The 24,959-nt window shown below is 64.4% G+C and carries 27 protein-coding genes and 1 pseudogene; 19 read left to right on the top strand and 9 right to left on the bottom strand.

Translation table 11 applies throughout. From position 1 onward, the window contains the following. Positions 1–83: 83 nt before the first annotated feature. Positions 84–1,223 carry a hypothetical protein gene (locus BM374_RS10820; protein ID WP_092291677.1) on the bottom strand — a complete coding sequence of 380 codons (1,140 nt, stop codon included), beginning with the start codon at positions 1,221–1,223 and terminating at the stop codon, positions 84–86. A 367-nt stretch (positions 1,224–1,590) separates the two neighbouring features. Between BM374_RS10820 and BM374_RS40105 the strand changes: the two genes are divergently transcribed. Then, positions 1,591–1,899: a hypothetical protein gene (locus tag BM374_RS40105; protein WP_349509987.1), complete on the top strand. Its 309-nt coding sequence runs from the start codon at positions 1,591–1,593 to the stop codon at positions 1,897–1,899. Positions 1,900–1,911: 12 nt separating this feature from the next. Here BM374_RS40105 and BM374_RS10810 read toward each other — a convergent pair whose 3' ends face one another. After that, positions 1,912–2,097 carry a hypothetical protein gene (locus BM374_RS10810; RefSeq protein WP_092291675.1) on the bottom strand — a complete coding sequence of 62 codons (186 nt, stop codon included), beginning with the start codon at positions 2,095–2,097 and terminating at the stop codon, positions 1,912–1,914. A gap of 91 nt (positions 2,098–2,188) precedes the next feature. On the opposite strand from BM374_RS10810, the gene BM374_RS38520 reads away from it, so the two are divergent. The 6 genes from BM374_RS38520 (at position 2,189) to BM374_RS10785 (ending at position 5,958) form a co-directional block, all read left to right on the top strand. Next, a complete protein-coding gene (locus BM374_RS38520) occupies positions 2,189–2,344 on the top strand; it encodes a hypothetical protein (RefSeq protein WP_177248211.1) in 156 nt (51 codons plus the stop codon). Between the two features lie 79 nt (positions 2,345–2,423). Further along, the gene (nhaA, locus tag BM374_RS10805) at positions 2,424–3,659 is read left to right on the top strand and encodes a Na+/H+ antiporter NhaA (RefSeq protein WP_092291673.1); all 1,236 of its coding nucleotides are present in this window, start codon (positions 2,424–2,426) and stop codon (positions 3,657–3,659) included. A 240-nt stretch (positions 3,660–3,899) separates the two neighbouring features. Continuing rightward, positions 3,900–4,361, top strand: coding sequence for a tellurite resistance TerB family protein (locus BM374_RS10800; protein ID WP_092291670.1), 462 nt, complete (start codon positions 3,900–3,902; stop codon positions 4,359–4,361). Between the two features lie 2 nt (positions 4,362–4,363). Next, positions 4,364–4,711, top strand: coding sequence for a hypothetical protein (locus BM374_RS10795; RefSeq protein WP_177248210.1), 348 nt, complete (start codon positions 4,364–4,366; stop codon positions 4,709–4,711). A gap of 6 nt (positions 4,712–4,717) precedes the next feature. After that, positions 4,718–5,356, top strand: coding sequence for a TerC family protein (locus BM374_RS10790; RefSeq protein ID WP_092291666.1), 639 nt, complete (start codon positions 4,718–4,720; stop codon positions 5,354–5,356). A 29-nt stretch (positions 5,357–5,385) separates the two neighbouring features. Beyond that, on the top strand, positions 5,386–5,958 hold the full coding sequence (locus BM374_RS10785; RefSeq protein WP_092291664.1) for a TIGR00645 family protein: 573 nt from the start codon (positions 5,386–5,388) through the stop codon (positions 5,956–5,958). Between the two features lie 16 nt (positions 5,959–5,974). Here the strand turns inward: BM374_RS10785 and BM374_RS10780 are convergent, their stop codons facing one another. Continuing rightward, a complete protein-coding gene (locus BM374_RS10780; protein ID WP_092291662.1) occupies positions 5,975–6,934 on the bottom strand; it encodes a helix-turn-helix domain-containing protein in 960 nt (319 codons plus the stop codon). 100 nt (positions 6,935–7,034) lie between these two features. Beyond that, the gene (locus tag BM374_RS10775; protein WP_092291660.1) at positions 7,035–7,973 is read right to left on the bottom strand and encodes a LysR family transcriptional regulator; all 939 of its coding nucleotides are present in this window, start codon (positions 7,971–7,973) and stop codon (positions 7,035–7,037) included. Between the two features lie 158 nt (positions 7,974–8,131). On the opposite strand from BM374_RS10775, the gene BM374_RS10770 reads away from it, so the two are divergent. Together BM374_RS10770 and BM374_RS10765 are read left to right on the top strand one after the other, a co-directional pair. Then, positions 8,132–8,698, top strand: coding sequence for a hypothetical protein (locus tag BM374_RS10770; RefSeq protein WP_092291958.1), 567 nt, complete (start codon positions 8,132–8,134; stop codon positions 8,696–8,698). A 300-nt stretch (positions 8,699–8,998) separates the two neighbouring features. Then, on the top strand, positions 8,999–9,262 hold the full coding sequence (locus BM374_RS10765; protein WP_092291956.1) for a hypothetical protein: 264 nt from the start codon (positions 8,999–9,001) through the stop codon (positions 9,260–9,262). Here the strand turns inward: BM374_RS10765 and BM374_RS10760 are convergent. Beyond that, positions 9,259–10,041 (bottom strand): COG4705 family protein, encoded by a 783-nt coding sequence (locus BM374_RS10760; RefSeq protein WP_092291954.1) that lies wholly within the window; start codon positions 10,039–10,041, stop codon positions 9,259–9,261. The genes BM374_RS10765 and BM374_RS10760 overlap by 4 nt on opposite strands. 136 nt (positions 10,042–10,177) lie before the next feature. Next, positions 10,178–10,537: pseudogene (locus BM374_RS10755) on the bottom strand (alpha/beta fold hydrolase); the annotation flags it as partial. Positions 10,538–10,785: 248 nt separating this feature from the next. On the opposite strand from BM374_RS10755, the gene BM374_RS10750 reads away from it, so the two are divergent. Genes BM374_RS10750 through BM374_RS10740 form a run of 3 tightly spaced genes read left to right on the top strand, consistent with a single transcriptional unit; the run spans position 10,786 to position 14,306 of the window. Beyond that, on the top strand, positions 10,786–12,174 hold the full coding sequence (locus BM374_RS10750) for a class II 3-deoxy-7-phosphoheptulonate synthase (RefSeq protein ID WP_092291659.1): 1,389 nt from the start codon (positions 10,786–10,788) through the stop codon (positions 12,172–12,174). A gap of 4 nt (positions 12,175–12,178) precedes the next feature. Further along, a complete protein-coding gene (locus BM374_RS10745) occupies positions 12,179–12,532 on the top strand; it encodes a diacylglycerol kinase (RefSeq protein ID WP_092291657.1) in 354 nt (117 codons plus the stop codon). A gap of 16 nt (positions 12,533–12,548) precedes the next feature. Continuing rightward, complete coding sequence (locus BM374_RS10740; protein WP_092291655.1) at positions 12,549–14,306, top strand: NAD+ synthase; 1,758 nt, start codon at positions 12,549–12,551, stop codon at positions 14,304–14,306. A gap of 27 nt (positions 14,307–14,333) precedes the next feature. Here BM374_RS10740 and BM374_RS10735 read toward each other — a convergent pair whose 3' ends face one another. Both BM374_RS10735 and BM374_RS10730 read right to left on the bottom strand, forming a co-directional pair. Beyond that, complete coding sequence (locus BM374_RS10735; RefSeq protein WP_092291653.1) at positions 14,334–15,515, bottom strand: DUF2865 domain-containing protein; 1,182 nt, start codon at positions 15,513–15,515, stop codon at positions 14,334–14,336. Positions 15,516–15,646: 131 nt separating this feature from the next. Further along, positions 15,647–15,952 (bottom strand): hypothetical protein, encoded by a 306-nt coding sequence (locus BM374_RS10730; protein ID WP_092291651.1) that lies wholly within the window; start codon positions 15,950–15,952, stop codon positions 15,647–15,649. A 293-nt stretch (positions 15,953–16,245) separates the two neighbouring features. Between BM374_RS10730 and cysS the strand changes: the two genes are divergently transcribed. The 4 genes from cysS (at position 16,246) to BM374_RS10710 (ending at position 20,368) form a co-directional block, all read left to right on the top strand. Then, the gene (gene cysS, locus BM374_RS10725) at positions 16,246–17,628 is read left to right on the top strand and encodes a cysteine--tRNA ligase (RefSeq protein ID WP_092291649.1); all 1,383 of its coding nucleotides are present in this window, start codon (positions 16,246–16,248) and stop codon (positions 17,626–17,628) included. Between the two features lie 115 nt (positions 17,629–17,743). Next, positions 17,744–18,235: a GNAT family N-acetyltransferase gene (locus BM374_RS10720; RefSeq protein ID WP_177248235.1), complete on the top strand. Its 492-nt coding sequence runs from the start codon at positions 17,744–17,746 to the stop codon at positions 18,233–18,235. Continuing rightward, positions 18,232–19,830, top strand: a complete 1,599-nt coding sequence (gene cimA / locus BM374_RS10715; RefSeq protein ID WP_092291645.1) for a citramalate synthase — start codon at positions 18,232–18,234, stop codon at positions 19,828–19,830. The genes BM374_RS10720 and cimA overlap by 4 nt, the downstream gene beginning before the upstream one ends. Positions 19,831–19,990: 160 nt before the next feature. Beyond that, positions 19,991–20,368: a VOC family protein gene (locus BM374_RS10710; protein ID WP_092291643.1), complete on the top strand. Its 378-nt coding sequence runs from the start codon at positions 19,991–19,993 to the stop codon at positions 20,366–20,368. Here the strand turns inward: BM374_RS10710 and BM374_RS10705 are convergent. Further along, positions 20,365–20,970: an LOG family protein gene (locus tag BM374_RS10705; RefSeq protein ID WP_177248209.1), complete on the bottom strand. Its 606-nt coding sequence runs from the start codon at positions 20,968–20,970 to the stop codon at positions 20,365–20,367. The two genes, BM374_RS10710 and BM374_RS10705, sit on opposite strands and share 4 nt — an antisense overlap. A 201-nt stretch (positions 20,971–21,171) precedes the next feature. On the opposite strand from BM374_RS10705, the gene BM374_RS10700 reads away from it, so the two are divergent. From BM374_RS10700 to BM374_RS10690, 3 genes are all read left to right on the top strand, one after another. Continuing rightward, positions 21,172–23,127, top strand: coding sequence for an ABCB family ABC transporter ATP-binding protein/permease (locus BM374_RS10700; protein ID WP_092291639.1), 1,956 nt, complete (start codon positions 21,172–21,174; stop codon positions 23,125–23,127). A 78-nt stretch (positions 23,128–23,205) separates the two neighbouring features. Beyond that, the gene (locus tag BM374_RS10695) at positions 23,206–23,910 is read left to right on the top strand and encodes a phosphatidylserine decarboxylase (RefSeq protein ID WP_283807076.1); all 705 of its coding nucleotides are present in this window, start codon (positions 23,206–23,208) and stop codon (positions 23,908–23,910) included. A 77-nt stretch (positions 23,911–23,987) separates the two neighbouring features. Further along, positions 23,988–24,869 carry a CDP-alcohol phosphatidyltransferase family protein gene (locus BM374_RS10690; RefSeq protein ID WP_092291635.1) on the top strand — a complete coding sequence of 294 codons (882 nt, stop codon included), beginning with the start codon at positions 23,988–23,990 and terminating at the stop codon, positions 24,867–24,869. The last annotated feature ends 90 nt before the right edge of the window (positions 24,870–24,959 follow it).

Raw genomic sequence — 24,959 nt, 5'->3', positions numbered from 1 at the left:
GCTCCAGGCGCATCTCGATCGCCCATGAACTAGCAGCACCATTCGCGGACGAGCAAGACCCGCAGCTGCGTTCCCGCTCGCGCCTACGCGTACAGATATCCGACCGGCTTGCCTTCGGTGCGCAAGGGACGGATGTCCCTCTGCGTGATGATCTGGCCGGCGAGACCGTCGATCTCGTCGCGCTGCGTCGGTGTCCAGCTGCGAAGGTTCTCGATCCCCTTGAGAAGGCCGAGGCGGAGCACCTGCGTGTTCTCGTCGACCGCGATCAGGCTGATCGCATTCTTGCCTGCGGTCACGACGTCGCCGGCGGCGAGCTCGAAGATCTCGCCCGCCTTGTTCTTGAACTCCGCCGTGCCGCGAATGACGCGATAGATCACGACCTCGCCCTTGGCGAAGGAGGCAGCGTCTGCTGCGGCCGATGTGCTCTTCGGCAGCAGCGAATGGCCGCGCGGATCAGTCGCGATGATGTGGCCGGTCACGAGCTGGCCGCTCGGCGCTTCGATCCCGATATCGCGCACGTAAACCGGCTGCGCTGATTTGACCGAACCGTCACTGAGCGGCTTGAACAGCGCATCCAGCGCCAGGGGATCCTGAAGCCAGAAGCCGGCATTGGCCGGGCGATCATGCAGCTCGTGGCTCCAGGCCACGCGGGGCGTCTCGGCTTCGTCGATCTTATCAGGTCCGACGATGGTCGGATTCGGAAAGGTGGTGGGATCGGTGATAAAGGCCTCGAGGAATTTGCCGGAGTAACCCATCGAGATCGGGTCGGGAACGACCGTCTGCGGCGTCTTCAGGTTTTCTTCGGTCGAAAGACCTGACCACGTGTAGAACAGCTGGCGATGCACGATCGCGCTTTGAAGCATCACTGCGCCGGGGCCGACATTGTAGAAGCGCCCGTCATAGTCGAACGTGAACGCTCCCGACGTGACCAGCACCAGCTGAAAGCCGCCCGGCGGCAGATGCAGATGGAAGTCGGTGGGCCCCGTGTCCGGGCGATAGATCGGCAGGTTGGTCGCGACCTCGTGCAGCAGGAAGCTCTCGTTATTGGCGTGAAAGCCTTCGTTTGCTCGGTTGTAGAGCGCTTGCGGGCGATAGGTCGCTTCGAACTTCGCATTCCTGTCACGGTCGATCGCGACGAAGTCCTTGATGTTGAGGCGGAGCGGCGCGCCGTTCGGGTGGGTGAGACCGGTCGTCCTGAGATCGCCCGCAGCATGCACGTTCATGACGTTTCTCCGCTCTGCGCCGTTGCTTCGCTTGGCGAACGTCGTTGCGAATTTTGGGCCAGTTCGTTCGCGACGGGGCAAGCGAGCCTGGCGCGAGGCGGGCGAGGTCCGTTCAGGAAAAAATCCAGTGGTTGTACGGGACGTTAGATCGTGCGCCGGTTTGGATCGTCCGGGGTTGCGCCCGGGAGCGGGGCTTCTGGGACAACGAGGCGACTTGTCCAATTTGTCAGCAAGCATCGCCAGTGCGCGTGCAAGGACGCCGGCCGCCAGCTGGCTGTTCTTTGGCGATTGCGTCGCGAACGGCGCAGCGACGATTGACAATGTGTTCACGTTTTGTTCTTATACTGCGACAGAGATGGAGGCAGCCATGGACAACCGCATCAACGAAATTCGCAGAACCATCAGAGCGCTACGTGTGAGCATGCGCGAGGCCGAGGCGATCATGCATGAGCAGATCAATCGCGATGAGGATTGCAGCTTCGTGGCGCAGGAGGTCATCAAGATGCGCTCGGTCATGAGTCTGCTTGTGAAGGAGCGCACCGCACTCGGCGATTTCGAGCCGATCGTCGTGAGCAGCTTCTTCATCCCGCGGCGTCGGTCGGCGCGTAAGCTCGCTGCTGCGCCGGCTCCGACCGTCGAGTCGGTGTTCCGTCCACGCCTGGTGGCACGGGCTTGAGGCGGAGGCGCCTCAGTCGAAGGCGCGAGGCACCGCCGGATACGGCTTGCCGGCCGGGCTGTCCGCCCACTTCGCCATCTCCATGGTTCGCGCGTCGACGCCCTCGCACCAGAAGCAGTTCGGTCGCGCGCGGCCATTCTCGGACAGGATCGGGACCAGGCTGTGGCCGCAACCGGCGCACCAGTTAACATCAGTCATGCATTCCTCGACGGCCTACCAATTTTAGAGATGACGTTGTCGTTCGTGAAGCTTGCGCGAGCGCTATGACGACACTTGAGCACCACGCCCGATGGGCGCGCTCGTTCCTGACATCGTCGATGTCGCGATCCAGCGGCACATGCGGCTTCTGTCGCGCGGTGAGTGCATCGTGAGCTGCACCAACGGTCCGTTCGCTCTGGAGTTCCCCAAGTTCGAAACGGGTTGCGTTAATCTCCTCGCGGTGTAGAAGACGCCTCGGGTGCTCGCTGCACGTGGCAGCGACAGGTCGAGCGATGGTCGGGCCGCCACGCAGGATGCGTGTGCCCATGAACGATCAGCTGCCCGGCAGGCAATTGCCGAAATCCCTTCCTCTCGTCGAACGCGCGCTCGTCGCGCTTCAGCAGTTCCTGCACATCGAGGCTGTCAGCGGTGGCGTGCTGCTTGTTGCTGCAGCCGCGGCATTGCTGTGGGCCAACTCACCCCTTTCCCATTCCTATCACGATGTCTGGAACCTGCCGATCCCGCTTCGATTCGGGGAGTTCGCCTTTACGCGATCGCTGCACTTCTGGATCAACGATGGATTGATGACGATCTTCTTTCTGGTCGTCGGCATGGAAGTCCGCCGCGAAATCCACGAGGGCGCACTGAGCCGGTTCGATCAGGCGATCCTGCCGGTGCTGGCAGCGGTCGGCGGCGTGATCGTGCCCGCACTGATCTATCTGAGCTTCAACAACGTCGCAGGACGCAGCCAGGGCTGGGCAATACCGACGGCGACCGATATCGCTTTTGCCGTCGGCGTGCTTGCTCTGCTGGGACGATCGATCCCGGCCAATATCCGCGTCTTCCTGCTGGCCCTTGCGATCATCGACGACATCATCGCCGTTCTCATCATCGCGCTCTTCTACAGCAGCGGGCTCGATCTCAATGGATTCCTCGTCGGATCGCTCGGCGTGCTGCTGGCGCTCGGGCTGCAGCGGCTCGGCCTGAACTCCGCGTTCGCCTATATCCTGCCGGCTCTCATTGTCTGGGCGGGATTCCTCATGGCCGGCATCCATCCGACGCTCGCGGGCGTCGTGCTCGGCTTGATCACGCCGGTGCGCTCGGCACGTGAGGAGATCGTGCCGCCGGTCATTCGCGTCGAGGCGGCGCTGCATCCCTGGGTCGCTTACACCATCATGCCGCTGTTCGCGCTGGCCAATGCCGGGGTCGATCTCCGGAGTGCCGAACTCAGCGGCGGTGCTGAATTCGTGACGCTCGGCGTCGGGCTCGCGCTTTGCGCGGGAAAGCCGATCGGCGTGATCGCTGCGACCTGGCTTGCCGTGCGTGTAGGCCGATGCCGATTGGCGCCGGATGTGACGTGGGCCGGCGTCTGCCTGATCGGACTGTTGGCCGGCATCGGCTTCACCATGTCGATCTTCATCGCCATGCTTGCATTCAACGACGAGAGATTGCTGGACGCCGCGAAGTTCGGCGTGCTGCTCGGCTCGCTCATCTCGGTGACGCTTGGCCTTGGATGGGGCGCAGAATACGCCCACCGGCAGCGCGCGCAGGCCGACCATTGATGCGGCCGCTGGTCGCAGTCATGTCGCCTTGAATCCGACTGAGCCGGCTTTACCTGTGAGCGGAACAAGAATCCGGGCCCCTCTGGCGAGGACGTCGACGAAGTCGGCCAACCTCGTGATGTCGGATGAACCTGTCCCGCGCGAATGCGACGGCCGATTGTCGGGCCTTCTCAAGTTCCCTCCGACCAATCGTCTCGATCGCAGCTCCGCGCGGCCATTTCGCAAGCTAAGGGAGCATCGATGTCTGACGTGAACACTTCCACTCCGATTGAACTCGAGATCACCGAGCCGCGCAGCTTCAACGAGCAGGCTGCCGTGGCGCTGGTGATATCAGGCGCGCTGGTCGCCGTGGCTGACCGGCGCGTGTCGCCGGTCGAGCGCGACGAGGTGATCCGCTTCATCCGGGAGCGCGACCTGGCGCCGCATATCGGCGATGACCGCCTGTTCGCGATGTTCGACGAACTGGCCGAACGGCTCGAGGAGCCTGATTTCGCCAATGTGGTGATCAATACGCTGCGGCCGGTCTCGGACCTGCCGCTCTCGTCCCATCTCATCGAACTGTCAGAGCGCGTTGCGGCCGCCGATGAGGACGTGCATCCGCATGAGGTGCAGGCGATCAAGCTGTTGCGCCTGCTGACGCTGGTGCTGCCGCGCGCGAAACCGGTTGGCCCCGCCGCGGTTAACGTGGTGAGCGAGGAGTGAGCATGAGCGTGACTTCGGACGAGCAAGCAACGAGATCCGATCACAGCCAACCGGCTGGCGGCGACGCGCGGCTTGACGCGCTCGTCCACCGGCTGCCGCCGCGTCTTGCCGGTACCGTCGACTATCTCATGCAACCGTCCAGCCGCTGGGTCCGGATTCCCACAGGTATGCTGCTCGTCGTCGGTGGCGTACTGTCCTTCCTGCCGGTGCTCGGCATCTGGATGCTGCCGCTCGGCCTTGCGCTGCTCGCCGAGGACGTACCGGCGTTGCGGACCTCGCGTTCAAAAGTGTTCGACTGGATCCAGCGCCGCAAGCCGCACTGGCTGGATCCGTCCGTTTCAAAAAAATGATGAGACATGACTGACATCATCACGGCCGAGGCGCTGAGCGCGCTGCTCCAGGTCGTCCTGATCGATCTTGTGCTCGCCGGCGACAATGCCGTCGTCATTGGCCTTGCCGCGGCCGGACTTCCGGCCGGGCAGCGCCGCCGCGCCATCGTCGTCGGCATCATTGCGGCCACCGGCTTGCGGATCGTCTTTGCCGGCGTCGCGACCCAGCTTCTCCAGGTGATCGGACTACTGCTTGCGGGCGGCGTACTGCTGCTGTGGGTGTGCTGGAAGATGTGGCGCGAGCTGCGGGAGCAGTCGGCCCATTCCAGCGCGCTCGCGTTCAGCCATAGCGGCATTGGAAGCGCACCACCGGCGTCGCGCAAGACGTTCAGGCAGGCGGCATTGCAGATCGTCGCCGCCGATATCTCGATGTCGCTCGACAACGTCCTCGCCGTCGCGGGTGCGGCGCGCGAGCATCCCTACATCCTGGCCTTCGGCCTCCTGCTGTCGGTCGGACTGATGGGCGTTGCCGCCGATCTGCTCGGCCGCGTGCTGCAGAAGCAGCGCTGGATTGCCTATGTCGGCCTCGCCATCATCGTCTACGTCGCCTTCGAGATGATCTATCGCGGCTCGCTCGAGCTGGCGCCGGTCATCGCAAGTCTCTAAGCCCCGCCTTCGTCTTCCTGGAGTAATCGATGTCGTCTGAATCCAAAGCAGCTTTGGCAAATCCGCCGGTCGGCCTGTTTCCGCGGCTGATCTTCGGCTCGCGCTGGCTGCAATTGCCGCTCTATGTCGGCCTCATCGTCGCGCAATCGGTCTACGTGCTGCTGTTCCTGAAGGAGCTGTGGCACCTGGTCGCGCACTCGTTCGACGCCAGCGAGCAGCAGATCATGCTGGTCGTGCTCGGCCTGATCGACGTCGTCATGATCTCGAACCTGCTCGTGATGGTGATCGTCGGCGGCTACGAGACCTTCGTTTCGCGCCTGAACCTGCGCGGCCATCCCGACGAGCCGGAATGGCTCAGTCACGTCAATGCCAGCGTGCTCAAGATCAAGCTTGCGATGGCCATCGTCGGTATCTCCTCGATCTCGCTGCTCAGGACCTTCATCGAGGCCGGCAATCTCGGCACGACGCGCAGCAATTTCACCGAGACTGGCGTGATGTGGCAGGTGCTGATCCATCTGACGTTCATCATCTCGGCGATCGGCATCGCCTGGGTCGACCGCCTCGGCGACAACGCGCACCGCAAGGAGAACGGCCACGCCTGAGCGCGCGATCCGCTCCTCAGCTGCGATAAAGCGGACCCCGTCCGCGCGCCAATGTCTCGGACGGCATTTCGCCGAAGGCGCGCTTGTAGCCCATCGAGAAGTCGCCGAGATGCCAAAAGCCGTTGGCGAGTGCTGCGGTCTTTACGGTCAAGCCGGCACCGCCGGTCATGAGGAGAACGCGAACGGCCCAGAGGCGCTTGAGACGGAGATAGTGGTGCAGGCTGACGCCATGCACCGCTTGCGTCGCAGTCTGGAGCGTACGCACGGATACGCCGAGCGCCATGGCGAGGTCGTCACTGTAGAGCGGCTGGCTGCCGAACAGCTCGACGACCTCGTCGAGCCGGACAGTCAGCTTGCGGTGCCTGTCGAACGACCCGGGGCGGGCAGTGAGAGCCTCCGCCGGCACCAGCGCAGCATCGAGGCAAGCGAGCAGCGTTTCCTGGACCGGGCGGTGGAGCGCCTCGAACTGCCTGGGATCATCGCATGCCGAAGCGAGCGAGAACATCTCGAGAAAAGCGGCGCGTAGACGTGCCATCGGATCGTGCTGCGGACGGACATTGGCGAGCCCGGTATTGAAATCCGCCCATCCGCGATGCCGCATGTCCGAGTTGAAGCGCAACATGAAATAGGTGTTGGGCTGGTGCTCGATCGACACGACGGGCGCCTTGCCGCGCACGACGCCGATTGTCGAGCTATCGATTTCGTGCCCATTGGTGATGGAATGAAAGTTGAGCGGGACGACGAGGCCGATGCCAGTATCCGTCCCCATCTCGGCTTCAAAGCGCCGGGCGAAGGCGCGCTGGAGCACGAACAGCCCGCTCTGGAGCGGCAGGATGGCGCGTGACAGCGAGAATTCGCGCGGCCGAAGCGGCGTGCTGCGGCCGAGCCCGAGCACCTCGTTCGCGCGAAACTCGCTGAAATCCGAGAAGCGCTCGATGTTGAGGACACGCGATGGCTTCAGCCGATCGACCGGCATGTTTGGATCCTACAGGGCGAAAGGCAGCTGGCGGAACCGCAAGGGATATCAACGCCTGACCATCAGCCATATTCCGGGAAACTACTGCCAGATCAGCAGGTCAGGCGATGTGCGGATATGCCGCATTCTCTCGCCGCTCGCGCTCGCCCAGTTCGCGGACCAGCTCCTGCAGAAATGATTCCGTGAAGGCAGGCAGGGTACGCTCGGCGCGGACATAGATGCCGAGATCCGACCACACCGGGCTGCCGGCATTATCGAGCGGCAGGAAGACGAGCTGTGCGTCACGCGTCAGCCTGACAATGCCGAGCTGGGTCTGGAAGGCGACGCCGACTCCGCGCGCGGCGAGCTCACGCATCAGGTCGATCGAGTTGGCCTGAATCGCTGGCTCCGGCGTCTCGGAGAGCTGCGCGATCAGCGGCTGCAGCAAATGATAGATCGACAGCTCCGGCAGCGCGTGAATGACCGGGAAGGCGAGGCATTGCTCCAGCGTCACCGTCTTGCGGCGCGCCAGCGGATGCTCGCGCGCCACCAGCGCGCCGAGACGAAATCGCTTCAATGCAACCTGCCGCAGATCAGGTGGATGCCTGAGCGCCATGGCGATGCCGATGTCGGCTTCGCCCCGCCGCAACGCTTCGAGCACGTCGGACGATCCCATCACCATGGTGGTGAAGCTGACGCGCCGGGCCCGGCTGCGGTGCGCGGCGATCAAATCCGGCAACACCGATTCCGCGAGGGATTCGATGCAGGCGATGCTGATCGTGCCGTGCCAGGCGCCGGAGAGGGACGCGACGTCCGAGCGGAAACGGTCGAGATCCTGGAGCACGTTCATGACGTGGCGCGCCAGCATCTCGCCCACCGTCGTCAATGTCAGGCCGCGAGCGGTTCGCTCGAATAAGGGCGATCCAACCTCTTGTTCGAGCTTGAGAATTTGGCGACTGACGGCGGACGAGGCGACGTTGAGGAGGCGCGCGGCGGCCCGGATCGAGCCGGTGCGGCGGACGGCGTGGAAGTACTGGATGCTAGGTGAGTGAAAGCGCATGGGACCCCCCGGCGGCACTATAGCCGTTGCCGAAACGGCAGCAACATGTGCGAATTTCTCTGGCTTTTGAGAGCGCTCGTTTCACCCTAGTGTCGCTTGCCGACGGGCCCCTCGGGCCCGCGCGGCGCGTCCGCGACGATGCGGCAGGGGATTTTGGGGTGAACGAGACTAATGCTTGCGAGCACGGGCGGGACACCCGTTTCGTCGACCGCCGCCGGGCGGCCGCCTATGTCGGTGTGACCGCCGGCCGTTTCGAGCAGCTGGTGCGCGACAATGTCGTGCCGCCGCCGGTCATGGTCGATAACAGGCGGCGCTGGCCGATCGCGTTGCTCGACGACGCCAGGGATGCGGTCGGCATCAGCATGCAGTTGCCCTCGGCGGCGAGAGCCGAAGGCGAGATGCGCATGCGTGATCGGGATGCCGTGCCGTCTTCGCGCGAACTGCCCGACGCGGCCTGGTTCGAGCAGCGCGCGAGCTTCGTGCAACGCGTCCGTCGCTCGCTGCTCTCGGGCAACGAGATCCGCCTGTTGCGCGAGTTCAAAGTGCTCAGGCAGAACCAGATCAGCATGTACGGTTACTATGGCAGCTTCGAAGCGCTGATGGTGCGCGGCTATATCGTCGAGATCGATCGCAAGCCGCCGTCGAGCCGTCCGCTGGTGACCTATCGTCTTACCGCGCCCGGCGAGCAGGTGATCGCCGCGTTGAAGGATGAGCCGGTGGTCTGACCGGACGTGTAAGATCGGAGACGATCACGACTTGCGGATCCTCGCCATCGAGGTCGATGCGGAGCGCTCGACAATTTCACCGAGCCTGAGGCTGTCTGGATGAATCTCGCCGTCTGATACCTCCCGAGCGGCCAATCCTGGGGCCCGCCTGACCCGGTCAGGCGGGCTCTTTTTTGCGATCGATAAAATTGTCTGCAATTCGCTTAAGCCCGGCAAACCCTGCACACAAGAAGCACGGCGCCTTAAACCAGGGCTTTGGAACCGACCTGCATCCTGCGCGCAAAAGGGCAGGGCATCATCATGTCGGTTCTCAAGGAGGTTATCGCAGCGGTCGCGGGAGTCTACGCGCTGCTGTTCGTTTGCGACGCATTGTTCGGGGTCGGCGAGGCGCGCTTCGACGATTCCTATTACAGCGCCAGCTTCTACGCGCCGCGGCCGCAAGAATTCCGCTTCGCTGGCGATACGCCGCCCGCGAAGCGCGTCAGTGACGCCTTCGCGCAGTTCTCGGCGGCTGAGGCCAAGCCGAACAAGCGCTACTCGTCGCTGACGACGATCATTCGCTAGGCGCGCTCGGCCGCGTGTTCGCCCGGATGCTGTCCGGCGCGCTGCGGGATCAGCAGCAGACAGACCACCATGAACGCGGCAATCACGGCGGAAGCCAGCGGCCGGCTCAAGGCCAGCCCGCCATGGTCGAGCGGCTTGTCGAGGAAATCGCCAACGGTAGCGCCCAGCGGACGCGTCAGGATGAACGCGGCCCAGAACAGCGTCACGCGCGAGACGCGGGTCCAGAAGTAGAGCACTGCGACGACGGCGAGCCCCGCCGCGAAGATCAGCGCGCCACCACGATAGCCGAGGTCGCCGGTGTCAGCGATCCAGTCGCCGAGCGCGGTGCCGAGCGTCTGTGAAAAGGTGATCGCGCCCCAATAGAAGGCCTCGACCCGCGGGCTGCTGACGCTGTTGACCGAGATCGTTCCTTCCGTGCGATACCAGAGGCCGAGCACCAGCACGAGGCAAGTGAGGAGCAGCGTCGATCCGCCGGTGTAGCCGATGCCGAGCGAGCGGTCGGCGAAATCGGCCATCGTGGTGCCGAAGGTGGTCGAGGCCACGATGGTCGCCCAGTACAGCGCCGGGTGGAACTTGCTCGCGCGGATTTGCGCGGCGATCAGCACGATCATGGCCGCAAGGAACAGGCATGTGCCCGCGAGGTAGCCCCAGTTCAGCGTCATCGTGACAGTGTCGCCGCCGGTCTCGCCCAGCGTCGTGGCCGCGATTTTGATGATCCAGAAGCCGAGGGTGACTTCCGGGACCTTGCTTTCGCTGCTGGGGCTGGCGTGATGCTGCATGATGTCCTCGTCGTGTCCGACGCACGGAACGCGATAACTCGCGTCGCCGGCGATTGGCAAACCACGACGATGGACATCAGTTTCGCGGTGATCGATGACAATAAAGTGGCGAGCAGCCTTCAACACGGCGTGACGCTCACTCCCCCTGGATCCATTCCGCCACGCCGCGCCACAGCGTGTCGCGGTGGTCGGGGCGGAAGAAGCCGAAATGGCCGATTGCCTTGGCGCCGACGTCTGACGGTTTGACGTCGAGCACCTCCGGCTTGATTGACGTGAAGCCTGACGTTAGCAACTCGACAGCCGGCCGCGTCGCCCAGGGATCGTCGGAGAAGCAGAGCGCGCGCAGCTCGCCCCTGAACTTTGCAAAATTCTCCAGCGCCGGCAGTTTTGAATCGAACAGATAGCGCGGGCTCGAGACCCAATCAGCCCATTGCAGGAACACGCCCTTGGGCAGGTCCTCGCCGATGCCGGCCCACCCCGGTGCGTAACCGAGCGCGGCCAGCGCGTACCCGTCGATCGCCGGGAAGCTGATCTCGTCGATGGAGACGTCGTCCAGTGGCGCATCCATGGATGGTCTTGCCGGTTTCCTCAACCACCCCTAGCAAATTCGAATTCAGCTTTTCCTGCAAGGGTTTGCAATGCGAAATGGATTTACAACTGGCGGTGTCGCGCCAGCCTGTGTATAAGGCGGCCCTCGCAACCCACAGATCAGGTTGCATTTTTTTGCTTCACGGAGAGATTGTGATGTCCGAGCGGTGGACGCCCGAGTCCTGGCGCAGCAAGCCGGTGCTACAGGTGCCCGACTATCCCGACGCCAAGGCTTTGGCCGACGTCGAGGCGCAGCTGGCAACCTTTCCGCCGCTGGTATTTGCCGGCGAGGCGCGCAATCTGAAGAAAGCGCTGGCCCGCGTTGCGGCCGGCGAGGCCTTCCTGCTCCAGGGTGGCGATTGCGCCGAGAGCTTTGCCGAGCACGGCGCCAACAACATCCGCGACTTCTTCCGCGTGCTGCTGCAGATGGCGGTGGTGCTCACCTATGCCGGCGCGGTGCCGGTGGTGAAGGTCGGCCGCATCGCCGGCCAGTTTGCCAAGCCGCGGTCCTCGCCGACGGAGAAGGTGGGTGGCGTCGAACTGCCGAGCTATCGCGGCGACATCGTCAACGACATCGCGTTCACCAAGGAAGCGCGCGTGCCGGATCCGCAGCGCCAGCTGATGGCCTATCGCCAGTCGGCCGCGACGCTGAACCTTCTGCGCGCCTTCGCGACCGGCGGCTTCGCCAATCTCGGCAGCGTGCATCAGTGGATGCTCGGCTTCCTGAAGGATAGTCCGCAGTCCCGCCGCTACAAGGAATTGGCCGACCGCATCTCCGACGCGCTCAATTTCATGCGCGCCTGCGGCCTCGATCTCGAGAGCCATCCCGAGCTGCGCGCCACCGATTTCTACACCAGCCACGAGGCGCTGCTGCTCGGCTACGAGCAGGCCCTGACCCGCGTCGATTCCACTACCGGCGACTGGTATGCGACTTCGGGCCACATGATCTGGATCGGCGACCGCACCCGCCAGCTCGATCACGGCCATGTCGAATATTTCCGCGGCATCAAGAACCCGATCGGCCTGAAGTGCGGGCCGTCGCTCAAACCCGACGAGCTGCTGAAGCTGATCGACGTGCTCAATCCCGACAACGAGCCGGGGCGGCTGACGCTGATCAACCGCTTCGGCTCCGACAAGGTCGCCGATCATCTGCCGGGCCTGATCCGCGCGGTGAAGCGCGAGGGCAGGGTGGTGGTCTGGTCGTGCGATCCCATGCACGGCAACACCATCACCTCGACCACGGGCTACAAGACGCGGCCGTTCGACCGCGTGCTCTCCGAGGTGAAGTCGTTCTTCACGATCCACGCGGCGGAAGGCACTCATGCCGGCGGCGTTCATCTCGAGATGACCGGCCAGGACGTCACCGAATGCATCGGCGGCGCCCGCGCCATCACGGACGAGGATCTCAACGATCGGTACCACACCGTCTGCGATCCCCGCCTCAACGCCGAGCAATCCATTGATATGGCCTTCCTGATCGCCGAACTGCTGAAGCAGGAACGCGCCGGCAAGGTGCGGCCGATGCCGACCGCAGCGGGGCTCTGAGACCTTGCTGCGCATTTGGAAGGCCACCATCAATTCCCGCAACGGTCTGGCCTTTGCGTTCCGCTCGGAGCAGGCCGTCCGCGAGGAGATCTTTGCGCTGGTCCTGTCGCTGCCGGTGGCGTGGCTCGTCGCGGCGACCGCGATGCGCGCGGTCGAGCTCGTCTGCGCAGTCGCCTTCGTGCTGGTGGTCGAATTGCTCAACACCGCGATCGAGAAGCTCGCCGATCGCCTGACCATGGATCACGACAAGCAGATCGGCCGGGTCAAGGACATGGGCTCGGCCGCGGTCGGCGTTGCGCTGCTGATGGCCGGCGCATTCTGGATCATCGCCATCATCGAGCGATTGGGATTTCTTTAAGACGAGGACGGCGGCCATGACCGAACGTCTCAACGCATTTGCAGTCACACTCGCCCAGCTCAATCCGACTGTGGGCGACATCGAGGGCAATGCCGCCAAGGTGCGGGCCGCGCGTGCACAGGCGATCGCCGATGGCGGCGATCTCGTGCTGTTTCCGGAATTGTTCATCGCCGGCTATCCGCCGGAAGATCTGGTGCAGAAGCCGGCCTTCCAGGCCGCCTGCCGTTCGGCCATCGAAGCGCTGGCGCGCGAGACCGCCGACGGCGGCCCGGCGATGTTGGTTGGCACGCCCTGGATCGAGGACGGCAAACTCTACAATGCCTGCGCGCTGCTCGATGGCGGGCGTATCGCCGCGCTTCGCTTCAAATGCAATCTGCCGAACTACGGCGTGTTCGACGAGAAGCGCCTGTTTTCGCGCGGGCCCGCGGCGGGTCCCGTCACCGTGCGCGGCGTGCGGATCGGCGTGCCGATCTGCGAGGACATCTGGCTGGAAGAATCCGAGGATTACGAGAACGTGGTGGAAACGCTGGCCGAGACCGGCGCCGAGATCATTCTGGTGCCGAACGGCTCGCCCTATGGGCGCGACAAGAACGATGTGCGTCTGTCGGTCGCGGTTGCGCGGGTCACCGAAAGCGGCTTGCCGCTGGTCTATCTCAATCAGGTCTGCGGCCAGGACGAGCTCGTGTTCGACGGCGCCTCGTTCGCGCTCAACGGCGATCTTTCGCTTGCAGCGCAACTGCCGGCGTTCGCAGAAAGCATCACCACGCTGCGCTTCACCAGGACCGGCGGCGACTGGCGCTGCACCGGACCGATCGCGGAGCAACCCGAAGGCGACCGCGCCGACTACGCCGCCTGCGTGCTTGGCCTGCGCGACTATGTCGGCAAAAACGGTTTTCCCGGCGTGCTGCTCGGCATCTCCGGCGGCATCGATTCCGCGCTCTGCGCGGCGATCGCGGTCGACGCGCTGGGCGCCGATCAGGTGCACGGCGTGATGCTGCCATATCGCTACACGGCGGCACATTCGATTGCCGACGCCGGCGAGCTCGCCGGCCATCTCGGCATTCGCTACGAGGTGTTGCCGATCGCGGAGGCCGTGAACGGCTTCGAGACCATCCTATCGGGCCTCTTCGAGAACCTGCCGCCTGACATCACCGAGGAGAATCTCCAGGCCCGCACCCGCGGCACGCTGCTGATGGCGATCTCCAACAAGATCGGGCTGATGGTGGTCACGACAGGCAACAAGTCGGAAATGTCCGTCGGTTACGCCACGCTCTATGGCGACATGAACGGCGGCTTCAATCCGATCAAGGACATCTACAAGACGCAGGTGTTCCGCTTGGCGGCCCTGCGCAATGCGTGGAAGCCCGATGGCGCGCTCGGACCCGCGGGCGAGGTGATCCCGCCCGATATCATCACGCGTCCGCCGACAGCCGAATTGCGCGAGAACCAGACCGATCAGGATTCATTGCCGCCCTACGACGTGCTCGATGCGATTCTCGAGCGCCTCGTCGAGCGCGAGGAGCCGCTCGACGAGATCATCGCCGCCGGCTTCGACCGCGAGACGGTGACCCGCATCGACCATCTCCTCAACGTCGCCGAATACAAGCGCCGCCAGGCTGCGCCAGGCGTAAAGGTGACGCGGAAAAATTTCGGCCGCGATCGCCGCTATCCCATCACCAACCGCTTTCGCGATCGTGGCGAGGCGTTGCCCGCACCCGACGAGACGCTGGTCTCGCGCGGCAGCAAGCCCTCGATGGACGCGTTCGAGGGGTAGCCAGGCTTAAGAAGGGAAGTAAGAACCTTACTTCTGCTGCTGCGGCAAGAACTGCGGGCCGACCGAGCGGATCGGCTTGTTCTCGGATGGGGGCGCGGTGGTCGCGTCCGCAGGCGGCGGCGCTGCCGGTGCGGCGGCGGTGGCCGGCGCTGCACCCTTCTTTCCATTCGCCGATGCGCCCTTGGTGAGCTGCCGTTGCTGCATCTTCTTGGCGCTCTCCTCGGTGACGATGATGTCGCCCTGCTGCTCGACGGCGGCCTTGTCGTCGGCCGATTTCAGCGCGTCGGCCCAGGTCTGGCCCGCCGCCTTGCAGGAGCAGGACGGGTTGAACTCGCTGCGGAATTTGAACGCGGTCGGCAGCGCCGTATAGGGCTGGCCGCTGATGGAAACCGCGGAGTTCATGTCCTCGCCGGGATTGCGGTGGGCGTAGAGCACGGCTTCGGCTGCCGGGCACAAGGCCTTGCAGGTTCTCTCGTCATCGGGGAAGCGCGCCGGCACGGTCGCGAACGAGATCGGGAAATAGGCGCCGTCGCAGGTGCGCACGCACACGGTGCGATAAGTGCCGGATTGCGGTCCGCCGAAATCGGCAGGTGGCGCGCCCGGCGCTGGATTGTTGGGGTTGTTGCCGCCGCCGAACAGGTTGCTCAGGAAGTTGCCGCCCTGCGACTGCACGGCATTGGCGTATTGCGGGCCGCAATTGTTCTGCGCGAGCGCAATCAGCACCGAGCGGCGCTGGCTGTCGCGTTCGGGGCTGCCCCCGCCGGGACCGCCGCCACGCAAGCGCTCGAGATTGCTGGTGATCTGGTCCAGATTGGCGCGCATCTGCTGGATCTGGGTATTGACCGGACCACACTGCGCCGACTGGCCGTTGAACAGCGAGAAGAAGCCGGAGGAGTCGCAGCCCATGCGCTTGGCCTGCATGGTGACGCGGTCGAGCTCGGCCTGCTGGCGGCTCTGGGAATCCTGGTAGCGGCGGATCTGGTCCTCGCGCGCGGGATCGCCGCTCGCCCCGCGGTCGAGCCCGGCGAGCTGTGCTTCCAGCCGCACGCACATCGGATTCGGTCCGGGCCCGCCTTGGGCAGGAGGAGGCGGTCCGGGCGGACCGGCCTGAGCAAAGGCGTCGGTGGCGAGCACGACGCTGAGAAGCACGGTGCAGGCAAGCAGGGAGCGGGGACGAGATAGAGACAGAAATTCGGGCATATCCGCCATTCTAGCGAGGTCACGGCCATCAGTGATTTAGGGGGCCGAAGCGCGCCCTCCATTAGCCGCTTCCTGCGGCATCGTCACGTCGTTTCAGGGGCCGAAGATGGGGTCCTAAGGTCCGCCAGTTCCGAGCGAATTCAGCGCTGGCAGGTGATTGCGACATATTCGTCGCAATGGCCATGGGAGCAGTTTGCGCCGGATTTGGGGACAGAGCCGGTAATTTCGTCGGGATCAACCCGGCGGTAGCTTGATGCCTGCGCAAACTGTCGTGACTGGCAATAGGTGCGGGCGACCTGGGCGCCGCATTTCTCGCCCTTGGCCAAGCATTGGTCGACGCCATAGCCGTCGGCCTGGTTGGCGATGATGAAAACGCGGGTCTCTGCGAAAGCGCTGGAGGCCGCAACGATGGAGGCGCAGGAAATGAGCGCGAGCAAGGATCGCATGAAAACACCTGGGGCTAAAAACCGGGAACCGCCGGTTCCAGAATGGGCTCAAATGGTTAACGATGATGAACCATCGAGGCGAGGGGCCGCGCTTTGCGGAGATAAAGCGGCAATTTCGCGGCTCTCTTGACGGAAGGCGGCCTCATAGCCCATATGTGGCCGCATGAACGGTCTCCTCGCCATCTGCATTATTTGCCGCGAGATTACGAGCTAGCGATTCGCTGGCTGGAGCCGTCTTTTCTCAAAACACATTGAGAGTACTGGACGCCCGGCCAACAGCCGACGGGTGTCCAATGGAATTGCGTCTTTACGATACGTTGAGCCGGGAGAAGCGCACCTTCGTGCCGCTCGATGCGAAGAACGTCCGTATGTATGTCTGCGGACCAACCGTCTACGACTTCGCCCATATCGGCAATGCGCGGCCGGTGATCGTGTTCGACGTGCTGTTCCGGCTGCTGCGCCATCTCTATGGCGAGGCACACGTCAAATATGTCCGCAACATCACCGACGTCGACGACAAGATCAACGACCGTGCCGCGCGGGATTTTCCCGGCCTGCCGCTGAACGAGGCGATCCGAAAGGTCACCGAAGAGACCGGTAGGCAGTTTCACGCCGACGTCGACGCGCTGGGCGCGCTTCGGCCGAGCGTCGAGCCGCGGGCGACCGAGCATATCGGCGAGATGCGTGAGATCATCGAACGGCTGGTCAGGGGCGGCTTTGCCTATGTCGCCGAGGACCACGTGCTGTTCTCGCCGCAGGCGATGAACGCGGCCAATGCCGGTCTGCCGCGCTATGGCGCGCTATCGAAGCGGTCGCTGGACGAGATGATTGCCGGCGCCCGGGTCGACGTCGCGCCTTATAAGAAGGACTCGACCGATTTCGTGCTGTGGAAGCCGTCCAAACCGGGCGAGCCGTCCTGGGCGTCGCCGTCAGGCATCAAGGTCGAGGGCCGTCCGGGCTGGCACATCGAGTGCTCGGCCATGGCCTGGAAGCATCTCGGCGAGCAGTTCGACATCCATGGTGGCGGCATCGATCTCGTGTTTCCGCATCACGAGAACGAGGTGGCGCAGACGTGCTGCGCCTTCCACCAGCAGCGCATGGCGAACTATTGGATGCACAACGGCTTCCTGCAGGTCGAGAGCGAGAAGATGTCGAAGTCGCTCGGGAACTTCATCACCATCCACGAGCTACTTAGGGATTGGCCGGGTGAGGTGCTGCGTCTGAACATGCTGAAGACGCACTACACGTCGCCGATCGACTGGACGATGAAGTCGCTGGAAGAGAGCGCCAGGACACTCGACGACTGGTATCGGATCGCCGCTGATGTCGCGCCGTCCAAGCCGGCCGTGTCCGTGCTCGAAGCGCTGCTCGACGACCTCAACACGCCGCAGGCGATCGCGGCGCTGCATGGCCTGCGCGGCAGCGACGTACCCGCCCTTGCGGGCTCGTTGCGGCTGCTCGGCTTCCTCTCCGAGAGCGCTGCGCAATGGGAGGGGCGCAAGCAGCAGGCGAGCGGTATCGATGCCAAGCAAGTCGAGAGCCTGATCGCTGAGCGCACAGCCGCGCGTGCGCGGAAGGACTTCAAGGAATCCGATCGCATTCGCGATCAGCTCGCCGCGATGGGCATCGCGATCAAGGACTCCAAGGACGGAACGACGTGGGAGGTCGCGCGATGACCCGGCCCGACACGCCGTTTCCACGGCACTGGCTGTATTATATCGCGCTGAAGATCCTGCTGCTCGGCGCCGCCGTGGCGATCGTGCTGAAACTCTATGGGATGTGGTGAAGATGATGGCACAAGCGCACCCCAGGCCCGCACTTCGGCCCTTCCTGCCTGCCGACGTTCAGATGCTGGCCGCGATCTTCGCAGCCAGCATCCAGGAGTTGACCGGCGACGACTACAGCGAGGCACAGCAGGAGGCCTGGATGGCGGCGGCCGAGACCGAAGAGTTCGGCAAGCGGCTCGCGTCCGACCTGACGCTGATCGCGACGCTGGACGGCTCGCCGGTCGGCTTCGCGTCACTGCACGGCACCGATCACATCCGCATGCTCTATGTCCATCCGGCCGTCGGTAGGCAGGGCATCGCGACCATGCTGGTGGACGCGCTGGAGAAGCTTGCGGGCAGTCGCGGCGCTGCGGCGCTCACCGTCGATGCCAGCGATACCGCGCAAAATTTCTTTGCCAAGCGCGGCTATACGGCTCAGCAGCGCAACAGCGTCACCATGAACGACGAATGGCTCGCCAACACCACCATGAAGAAGACGCTCGGAGCTGCGCAATGAGCAAGGAGCGCCTCTATCTGTTCGACACCACGCTGCGCGACGGCGCGCAGACCAACGGCGTCGATTTCACGCTTGCAGACAAGCAGGTCATCGCCGGCATGCTCGACGATCTCGGCATCGATTATGTCGAGGGCGGCTATCCCGGCGCCAACCCGCTCGACACGGAATTTTTCGGCAGCAAGCCGAAGCTCAATCACGCGCGCTTCACCGCCTTCGGCATGACACGGCGGGCAGGGCGCTCGGTCTCCAACGATCCCGGTGTCGCCGGGCTCTTGGAGGCCAAGGCCGATGCGATCTGTTTCGTGGCGAAATCCTCGGCCTATCAGGTGCGCGTCGCGCTGGAGACGACGAAGGAAGAAAACCTGGCCTCGATCCGCGACAGCGTCGCGGCGGCAAAGGCCGCCGGCCGCGAGGTCATGCTCGATTGCGAGCATTTCTTCGACGGCTACAAGGAGGATGCGAGCTTTGCGCTCGCCTGCGCCAAGACCGCCTATGACGCCGGCGCGCGCTGGGTGGTGTTGTGCGACACCAACGGCGGCACCATGCCGCACGAGGTTGAGACCATCGTCACGGAAGTGACGAAGCACATCCCCGGCGATCACGTCGGCATCCACGCCCATAATGACACCGAGCAGGCGGTGGCGAATTCGCTGGCCGCGGTGCGCGCCGGTGCGCGGCAGATCCAGGGCACGCTGAACGGCCTCGGCGAACGCTGCGGCAACGCCAATCTCTGTTCCCTGATCCCGACGCTGAAATTGAAGAAGGAGTTTTCGGACGCCTTCGAGATCTCGGTCACGCCTTCGAGGCTGGCGACGCTGGTCAAAGTCTCGCGCACGCTGGACGACATGCTCAACCGCGTGCCGAACCGGCATGCGGCCTATGTCGGCGAGAGCGCGTTCGTCACCAAAACAGGCATTCACGCTTCGGCCGTGATGAAGGATCCGCAGACCTACGAGCACGTCCTGCCGGAGCTGGTCGGCAATCACCGCAAGGTGCTGGTGTCCGACCAGGCCGGCCGCTCCAATGTCATCGCGGAGCTCGATCGCGCCGGCATTGCCTACGACAAGAGCGATCCCAAGCTGACGCGGCTGGTCGAGGAGTTGAAGGCGCGCGAGGCGCAAGGCTATGCCTATGAATCCGCCAACGCCTCGTTCGATCTGCTGGCGCGCCGGACGCTCGGCAAGGTGCCACACTATTTCGAGGTCGAGCAGTTCGACGTCAATGTCGAGCAGCGCTACAACGCGCTCGGCGAGCGCGTCACCGTGGCGCTCGCGGTGGTCAAGGTCGACGTCGCCGGCGAGCACCTGATCTCGGCCGCCGAAGGCAACGGCCCCGTCAACGCGCTCGACGTCGCCTTGCGCAAGGATCTCGGCAAATACCAGAAGTACATCGAGGGCCTGACGCTGATCGACTACCGCGTCCGTATCCTCAACGGCGGCACCGGCGCGGTTACGCGCGTGCTGATCGAGAGCGAGGACGAGAACGGCGATCGCTGGACCACGGTCGGCGTGTCCCCGAACATCATCGACGCTTCGTTCCAGGCGCTGATGGATTCGGTGATCTACAAGCTGGTGAAGTCGGGCGCGCCAGCGTGAGCCCCACGACGACTGTCATACCCCGCGAAAGCGGGGTATCCAGTACGCCGCGGTTTCTCCGTAACGCCGCGGCGCCCCGGAGTACTGGATCGCCCGGTCCTAGTGCGCAATTGCGCACTGGCAGGGCGATGACAGTTGGGGTGACGAGGGAGCGCGACCAATGATCGACCATATCTCCGTCGGCGTCAGCGAGCTCGAACGCTCCGCAAAATTCTACGAGGCCACGCTCGCTGCCCTTGGGCTCACGCGGCTCGTCACGCGGCCGCGCACGATCGGCTTCGGCAAGGCCTACCCCGAGTTCTGGATCAATCTGCGTGAGGCAATGCCGCCCGTCCCGCCGGAGAGCGGCGTGCACATCTGCCTGCGGGCGAAGACGACAGGCGAGGTCGATGCGTTCCATACCGCAGCACTTGCGAGCGGCGGCGCATCCGACGGCGCGCCGGGCATCCGCCCGCACGATCGCGTGCGCTACTACGCGGCTTTCGTGACCGACCCCGACGGCAACCGCATCGAGGCGGTGACGTTTCCTGCGAGCTAAAGCTTGCGCGCCACATCCGGCGCGAGATCGCGCTGGCTGTCGGGAATCTGTGCAGCCGCGGCACGCAGCCGTGGCACGATTTCATCGACCTTGTCCGCCTTCAGGATGTCGACGGAAAGACCCGCGCGGATGAACTCGGTTTGGCGCATGTGAGCCACCAGGGAGAACAGCGGCTCCCAGAAATTATCGATGTTGGCGAGCAGCACGGGCTTGGCGTGACGGCCGAGCTGCTGCCAGGTCAGCTGTTCGACCAGCTCCTCGAGTGTGCCGAGCCCTCCGGGCAAGGCGACGAAAGCGTCGGAGCGCTCGAACATCAGCCGCTTGCGCTCGTGCATGTCGGGGGTGACGACCATCTCCTGCACGCGCGTCAACGCATTCTCGCGCATCCGCAGGAAGTCGGGGATGATGCCGGTGACGGTGCCGCCGTGATCCAGCACCGAGGTTGCGACTGCCCCCATCAGGCCGAGCGAGCCGCCGCCATAAACGAGGCGGATCTTATTGTCCGCCAGCGCCTTGCCGAGGGCTTTCGCCGCTTCGATGAAGTTGGGATTGGTTCCTGGGCCGGAGCCGCAATAGACACAGACGGTTTTAATGGTGCTCATTGGTGTCATGATGCATCGCAGCGAAGGGGCGTCAAGCCCCTGAGGTGATTCGGATCACCCGGAAATCTACCGGTAAATAGCGCCAAACCATTGAAGATTCGCCAACTGGCGGGGTGCGCTTCGGCCCGGAAGCTTCTATATGACGAACGAAAATCGCAAATCGCACCGCGCCCGCATCCGGCGGGCCTTTCAGGTTTCTTGATGAGCCCACCTCATTCGCCAGGCGTTCCCGACGTGCTCGAGCCTGCCGCTGGACCGCTGGAGCGGGCCACCCTGATGGGTACACTGGCGCATCTGTGGCCTTATATCTGGCCGACCGACCGCTTCGACCTGAAGATGCGGGTGGTCTGGTCGATGGTGCTGCTGCTCGCCGCCAAGCTGATCACGCTAACGGTGCCGTTCAGCTTCAAATGGGCGACGGATGCGCTGACCGGCGCCCACACCGCACCAGTAGCAGCTGACAACTGGCACCTCTGGGTGCTCGCTTCGCCGCTGCTTCTGACCGCCAGCTATGGCGTGACGCGCATCCTGATGGCGGTGCTGACGCAGTGGCGCGACGGTATCTTTGCTCGGGTCGCCATGCATGCGGTGCGCAAGCTCGCCACCATCACCTTCGTCCACATGCACGAGCTGTCGCTGCGCTTCCACCTGGAGCGCAAGACCGGCGGCCTGACGCGCGTTCTCGAGCGCGGCCGCGAGGGAATCGAGGTCATCGTCCGCATGGTGATCCTGCAGCTGATCCCGACCATCGTCGAGGTCTCGCTGCTAATGGCCGTGCTGCTTTGGCAGTTCGATTGGCGATACGTGGTCGCAACGCTGATCACGGTCACGCTCTACATGTATTACACCTACATCGCGACCGAGTGGCGGATCGGCATCCGCCGCAAGATGAACGATTCCGATACCGAGGCGAACACCAAGGCGATCGACTCGCTGCTCAACTACGAGACCGTCAAATATTTCAGTGCGGAGGCCCGCGAAGCGCAGCGCTACGACAAGTCGGTCGCGCGCTACGAGGAGGCGAGCATCCACACCTATACTTCGCTCGCCGTGCTGAACACCGGCCAGGCGGTGATCTTCACGCTCGGGCTGACTGCGACCATGCTGATGTGCGCCATCGGCGTGCGCAACGGCACCAACACGGTCGGCGATTTCGTGCTGGTCAACGCCATGATGATCCAGCTGTACCAGCCGCTGAATTTCATGGGCATGGTCTATCGCGAGATCAAGCAGGCGATCATCGATATCGAGAAGATGTTTGCCGTGATCGGCCGCGAGGCCGAGATCAAGGATGCCCCCAACGCGGCGCCGCTGGCCGTCTCCGCCGGCACGGTGCGGTTCGAGGACGTGCGCTTTGCCTATGAGCCGACGCGGCCAATCCTCAAGGGCATCAGCTTCGAGGTGCCGGCCGGCAAGACGGTCGCGATCGTCGGCCCCTCCGGCGCCGGCAAGTCGACCATCTCGCGGCTGCTGTTCCGCCTCTACGATGTATCGAGCGGCAAGATCCTGATCGACGGCCAGGACATCCGCGACGTCACGCAGGCGAGCTTGCGCGCCTCGATCGGCATGGTGCCGCAGGACACGGTGCTGTTCAATGATACGATCCGCTACAACATTCGCTATGGCCGCTGGGACGCCAGTGACGCCGAGGTCGAGGAAGCGGCGCGGCTGGCGCAGATCGACCAGTTCATTCGCATGGCGCCGGCCGGCTACGAGACTCAGGTCGGCGAGCGCGGCCTGAAACTGTCAGGCGGCGAGAAGCAGCGCGTCGCGATCGCGCGCACGGTGTTGAAGGCGCCGCCGATCCTCGTCCTGGACGAGGCGACCTCGGCGCTCGACACCCACACCGAGCACGAGATCCAGGGCGCGCTCGACCGTGTCGCGAAAAACCGCACCTCACTGGTGATCGCGCATCGGCTCTCGACCATCGTCGGCGCCGACGAGATCATCGTGCTTGACCAGGGCCGTATCGCCGAACGCGGCACGCACGCCGCCCTGCTCGCGCAGGGCGGTCTCTACGCCAGCATGTGGAGCAGACAGCGCGAGGCCGAGGCCGCACGCGAGAAGCTGGCGCGGATGGCCGATTCGAGCGAGGCGCCCAACCGGGAGCCGCCGCCGGTCCAGGACGCTCTCACGGCGCAGGCCGCCGCGGAGTGAGCTTGTCTCCGGTCCCAAGTCTGGCCTAAACAACTCGGTGCGCGAGACGACCCGCGCCATCAACCCCTTCAGCGGCAGATAGCGATGTCCATTCTCGATTCGATCCAGCGTCAGATCCCGCCGATCCACAAGGAGGGCTATCCCTTCATCGGCGGCTTTGCACTGGCAAGCCTGATCCTGTTCTGGCTGTGGTCGCCGCTCGGGTGGATCGGCACCATCCTGACCGTGTGGTGCGCGCTGTTCTTCCGCGATCCCGTGCGGGTGACGCCGGTGCGCGACGGGCTCGTGGTGTCGCCGGCCGACGGCCGCGTCTCGATGATCTCCATGGCGCTGCCGCCGGCCGAGCTTGGGCTCGGCGACCGGCCGCTGCCGCGCATCTCGGTGTTCATGAGCGTGTTCAATTGCCATGTGAACCGCGCTCCCGTGGCGGGCAGGGTGGATCGCATCGCCTACCGGCCGGGCCTGTTCATCAACGCCGAGCTGGACAAGGCGAGCGAGGACAATGAGCGCAATTCGCTTGTCATCTCGACGCCGCAGGGCCGCATCGGCGTGATCCAGATCGCGGGCCTCGTGGCCAAGCGCATCGTCTGCTTCGTCAAAGAAGGGCAGGCGGTCGGCGCCGGTGAGCGGTTTGGCCTGATCCGCTTCGGCTCGCGGCTCGATGTCTATCTGCCTATCGGCACCAAGGCGCTGGTCTCGGAAGGGCAGACCGCGATCGCCGGTGAGACGATCCTGGCCGACCTCACCGGGGACGACCCCGGCCGCGCCTATCGCGCCGGTTAACCATCAAGTCGACGTTCCGTCGCGATGGCGGAAGGGAAGGCGGCTTGCTATATCTCGCTGAGAGGTGAGGACGAGCCATGACGCCTTATGACTTCAAGAATCCCGACGTCCGTCGCCGGCGGTTCCGCCCGATTCCGGTGCGGATGCTGGTGCCGAACGTCATCACCTTGCTCGCGATCTGCGCCGGGCTGACGGCGATCCGGCTGTCGATCGAGGGACGGATGACGCTCGCCGTCTACGCGATCGTGTTCGCAGCCGCGCTCGACGGCATCGATGGCCGCGTTGCGCGGCTGATCAAGGGCCAGTCCAAATTCGGCGCCGAGCTCGACAGCCTCGCCGATTTCGTCAATTTCGGCGTCGCCCCCGGCCTGATGCTGTATTTCTGGCAGCTGCACGAGCTCGGCAACGCCGGCTGGATCGCGGCCATGGTGTTTGCGATTTCCATGTGCCTGCGGCTCGCGCGCTTCAACGCCACACTGGATGATCCGAACAAGCCGGCATTCGCCGCCAATTTCTTCACCGGCATGCCGGCGCCGGCCGGCGCCATCACCGTGATGTTGCCGATCTATGCGGCGTTCCTCGACCTCGGGCGCTGGCCCGCGGCTCTGACGGCCGGCTACACGCTGCTGATCGCCTTTCTGATGGTGTCGCGCCTGCCGGTGTTCTCCGGCAAGAGCATGCGGATGCGGGTGCCTCCGGAACTTGTGCTGCCGGCATTCGTCGCGGTGATCTTCTTCATCGCGCTTCTGATCAGTTATCCCTGGTACGTGCTCTCGATCGGAACCGTGCTCTATCTGCTCGGCCTGCCGCTCGGTTACAAATCCTACCGCGACCAGGCGCGCGCGAGCGAAGCCGCGGCGCCTGCGGGTAGCGAGATCTCGTCGCCACCATCGGCGCCAACCATGGCGAGCCTGTCTGAGCCGCCTCACGACGACGATCGCCCCGGACGGCTGCACTGAGCGATCGCATGCGGATATTTGCCAGATACCTGCCATGAGAGCGCCCGAGTTGGGCTGAGGCCCGATCTCGGCTATATCGCCCGGTGTCGG

This window comes from Bradyrhizobium sp. Ghvi, from assembly GCF_900115265.1.
Classification (GTDB): domain Bacteria; phylum Pseudomonadota; class Alphaproteobacteria; order Rhizobiales; family Xanthobacteraceae; genus Bradyrhizobium.
Note: the sequence above shows the minus strand (reverse complement) of the source record. Positions and strands in the feature narration are given on the sequence as shown.

Excerpts from the sequence above, each read along its gene's own strand:
- BM374_RS10720 (WP_177248235.1), top strand. The coding sequence starts at position 17,744 with ATGGCACAAGCGCACCCCAGGCCCGCACTTCGGCCCTTCCTGCCTGCC.
- BM374_RS10760 (WP_092291954.1), bottom strand. The coding sequence starts at position 10,041 with ATGCAGCATCACGCCAGCCCCAGCAGCGAAAGCAAGGTCCCGGAAGTC.
- cimA (WP_092291645.1), top strand. The coding sequence starts at position 18,232 with ATGAGCAAGGAGCGCCTCTATCTGTTCGACACCACGCTGCGCGACGGC.
- nhaA (WP_092291673.1), top strand. The coding sequence starts at position 2,424 with ATGAACGATCAGCTGCCCGGCAGGCAATTGCCGAAATCCCTTCCTCTC.
- cysS (WP_092291649.1), top strand. The coding sequence starts at position 16,246 with ATGGAATTGCGTCTTTACGATACGTTGAGCCGGGAGAAGCGCACCTTC.
- BM374_RS10705 (WP_177248209.1), bottom strand. The coding sequence starts at position 20,970 with ATGAGCACCATTAAAACCGTCTGTGTCTATTGCGGCTCCGGCCCAGGA.
- BM374_RS10800 (WP_092291670.1), top strand. The coding sequence starts at position 3,900 with ATGTCTGACGTGAACACTTCCACTCCGATTGAACTCGAGATCACCGAG.
- BM374_RS38520 (WP_177248211.1), top strand. The coding sequence starts at position 2,189 with ATGGGCGCGCTCGTTCCTGACATCGTCGATGTCGCGATCCAGCGGCAC.
- BM374_RS10710 (WP_092291643.1), top strand. The coding sequence starts at position 19,991 with ATGATCGACCATATCTCCGTCGGCGTCAGCGAGCTCGAACGCTCCGCA.
- BM374_RS10795 (WP_177248210.1), top strand. The coding sequence starts at position 4,364 with ATGAGCGTGACTTCGGACGAGCAAGCAACGAGATCCGATCACAGCCAA.
- BM374_RS10740 (WP_092291655.1), top strand. The coding sequence starts at position 12,549 with ATGACCGAACGTCTCAACGCATTTGCAGTCACACTCGCCCAGCTCAAT.
- BM374_RS10690 (WP_092291635.1), top strand. The coding sequence starts at position 23,988 with ATGACGCCTTATGACTTCAAGAATCCCGACGTCCGTCGCCGGCGGTTC.
- BM374_RS10820 (WP_092291677.1), bottom strand. The coding sequence starts at position 1,223 with ATGAACGTGCATGCTGCGGGCGATCTCAGGACGACCGGTCTCACCCAC.
- BM374_RS10730 (WP_092291651.1), bottom strand. The coding sequence starts at position 15,952 with ATGCGATCCTTGCTCGCGCTCATTTCCTGCGCCTCCATCGTTGCGGCC.
- BM374_RS10735 (WP_092291653.1), bottom strand. The coding sequence starts at position 15,515 with ATGGCGGATATGCCCGAATTTCTGTCTCTATCTCGTCCCCGCTCCCTG.
- BM374_RS10780 (WP_092291662.1), bottom strand. The coding sequence starts at position 6,934 with ATGCCGGTCGATCGGCTGAAGCCATCGCGTGTCCTCAACATCGAGCGC.
- BM374_RS10790 (WP_092291666.1), top strand. The coding sequence starts at position 4,718 with ATGACTGACATCATCACGGCCGAGGCGCTGAGCGCGCTGCTCCAGGTC.
- BM374_RS10775 (WP_092291660.1), bottom strand. The coding sequence starts at position 7,973 with ATGCGCTTTCACTCACCTAGCATCCAGTACTTCCACGCCGTCCGCCGC.
- BM374_RS10700 (WP_092291639.1), top strand. The coding sequence starts at position 21,172 with ATGAGCCCACCTCATTCGCCAGGCGTTCCCGACGTGCTCGAGCCTGCC.
- BM374_RS10785 (WP_092291664.1), top strand. The coding sequence starts at position 5,386 with ATGTCGTCTGAATCCAAAGCAGCTTTGGCAAATCCGCCGGTCGGCCTG.
- BM374_RS40105 (WP_349509987.1), top strand. The coding sequence starts at position 1,591 with ATGGACAACCGCATCAACGAAATTCGCAGAACCATCAGAGCGCTACGT.
- BM374_RS10810 (WP_092291675.1), bottom strand. The coding sequence starts at position 2,097 with ATGACTGATGTTAACTGGTGCGCCGGTTGCGGCCACAGCCTGGTCCCG.
- BM374_RS10765 (WP_092291956.1), top strand. The coding sequence starts at position 8,999 with ATGTCGGTTCTCAAGGAGGTTATCGCAGCGGTCGCGGGAGTCTACGCG.
- BM374_RS10750 (WP_092291659.1), top strand. The coding sequence starts at position 10,786 with ATGTCCGAGCGGTGGACGCCCGAGTCCTGGCGCAGCAAGCCGGTGCTA.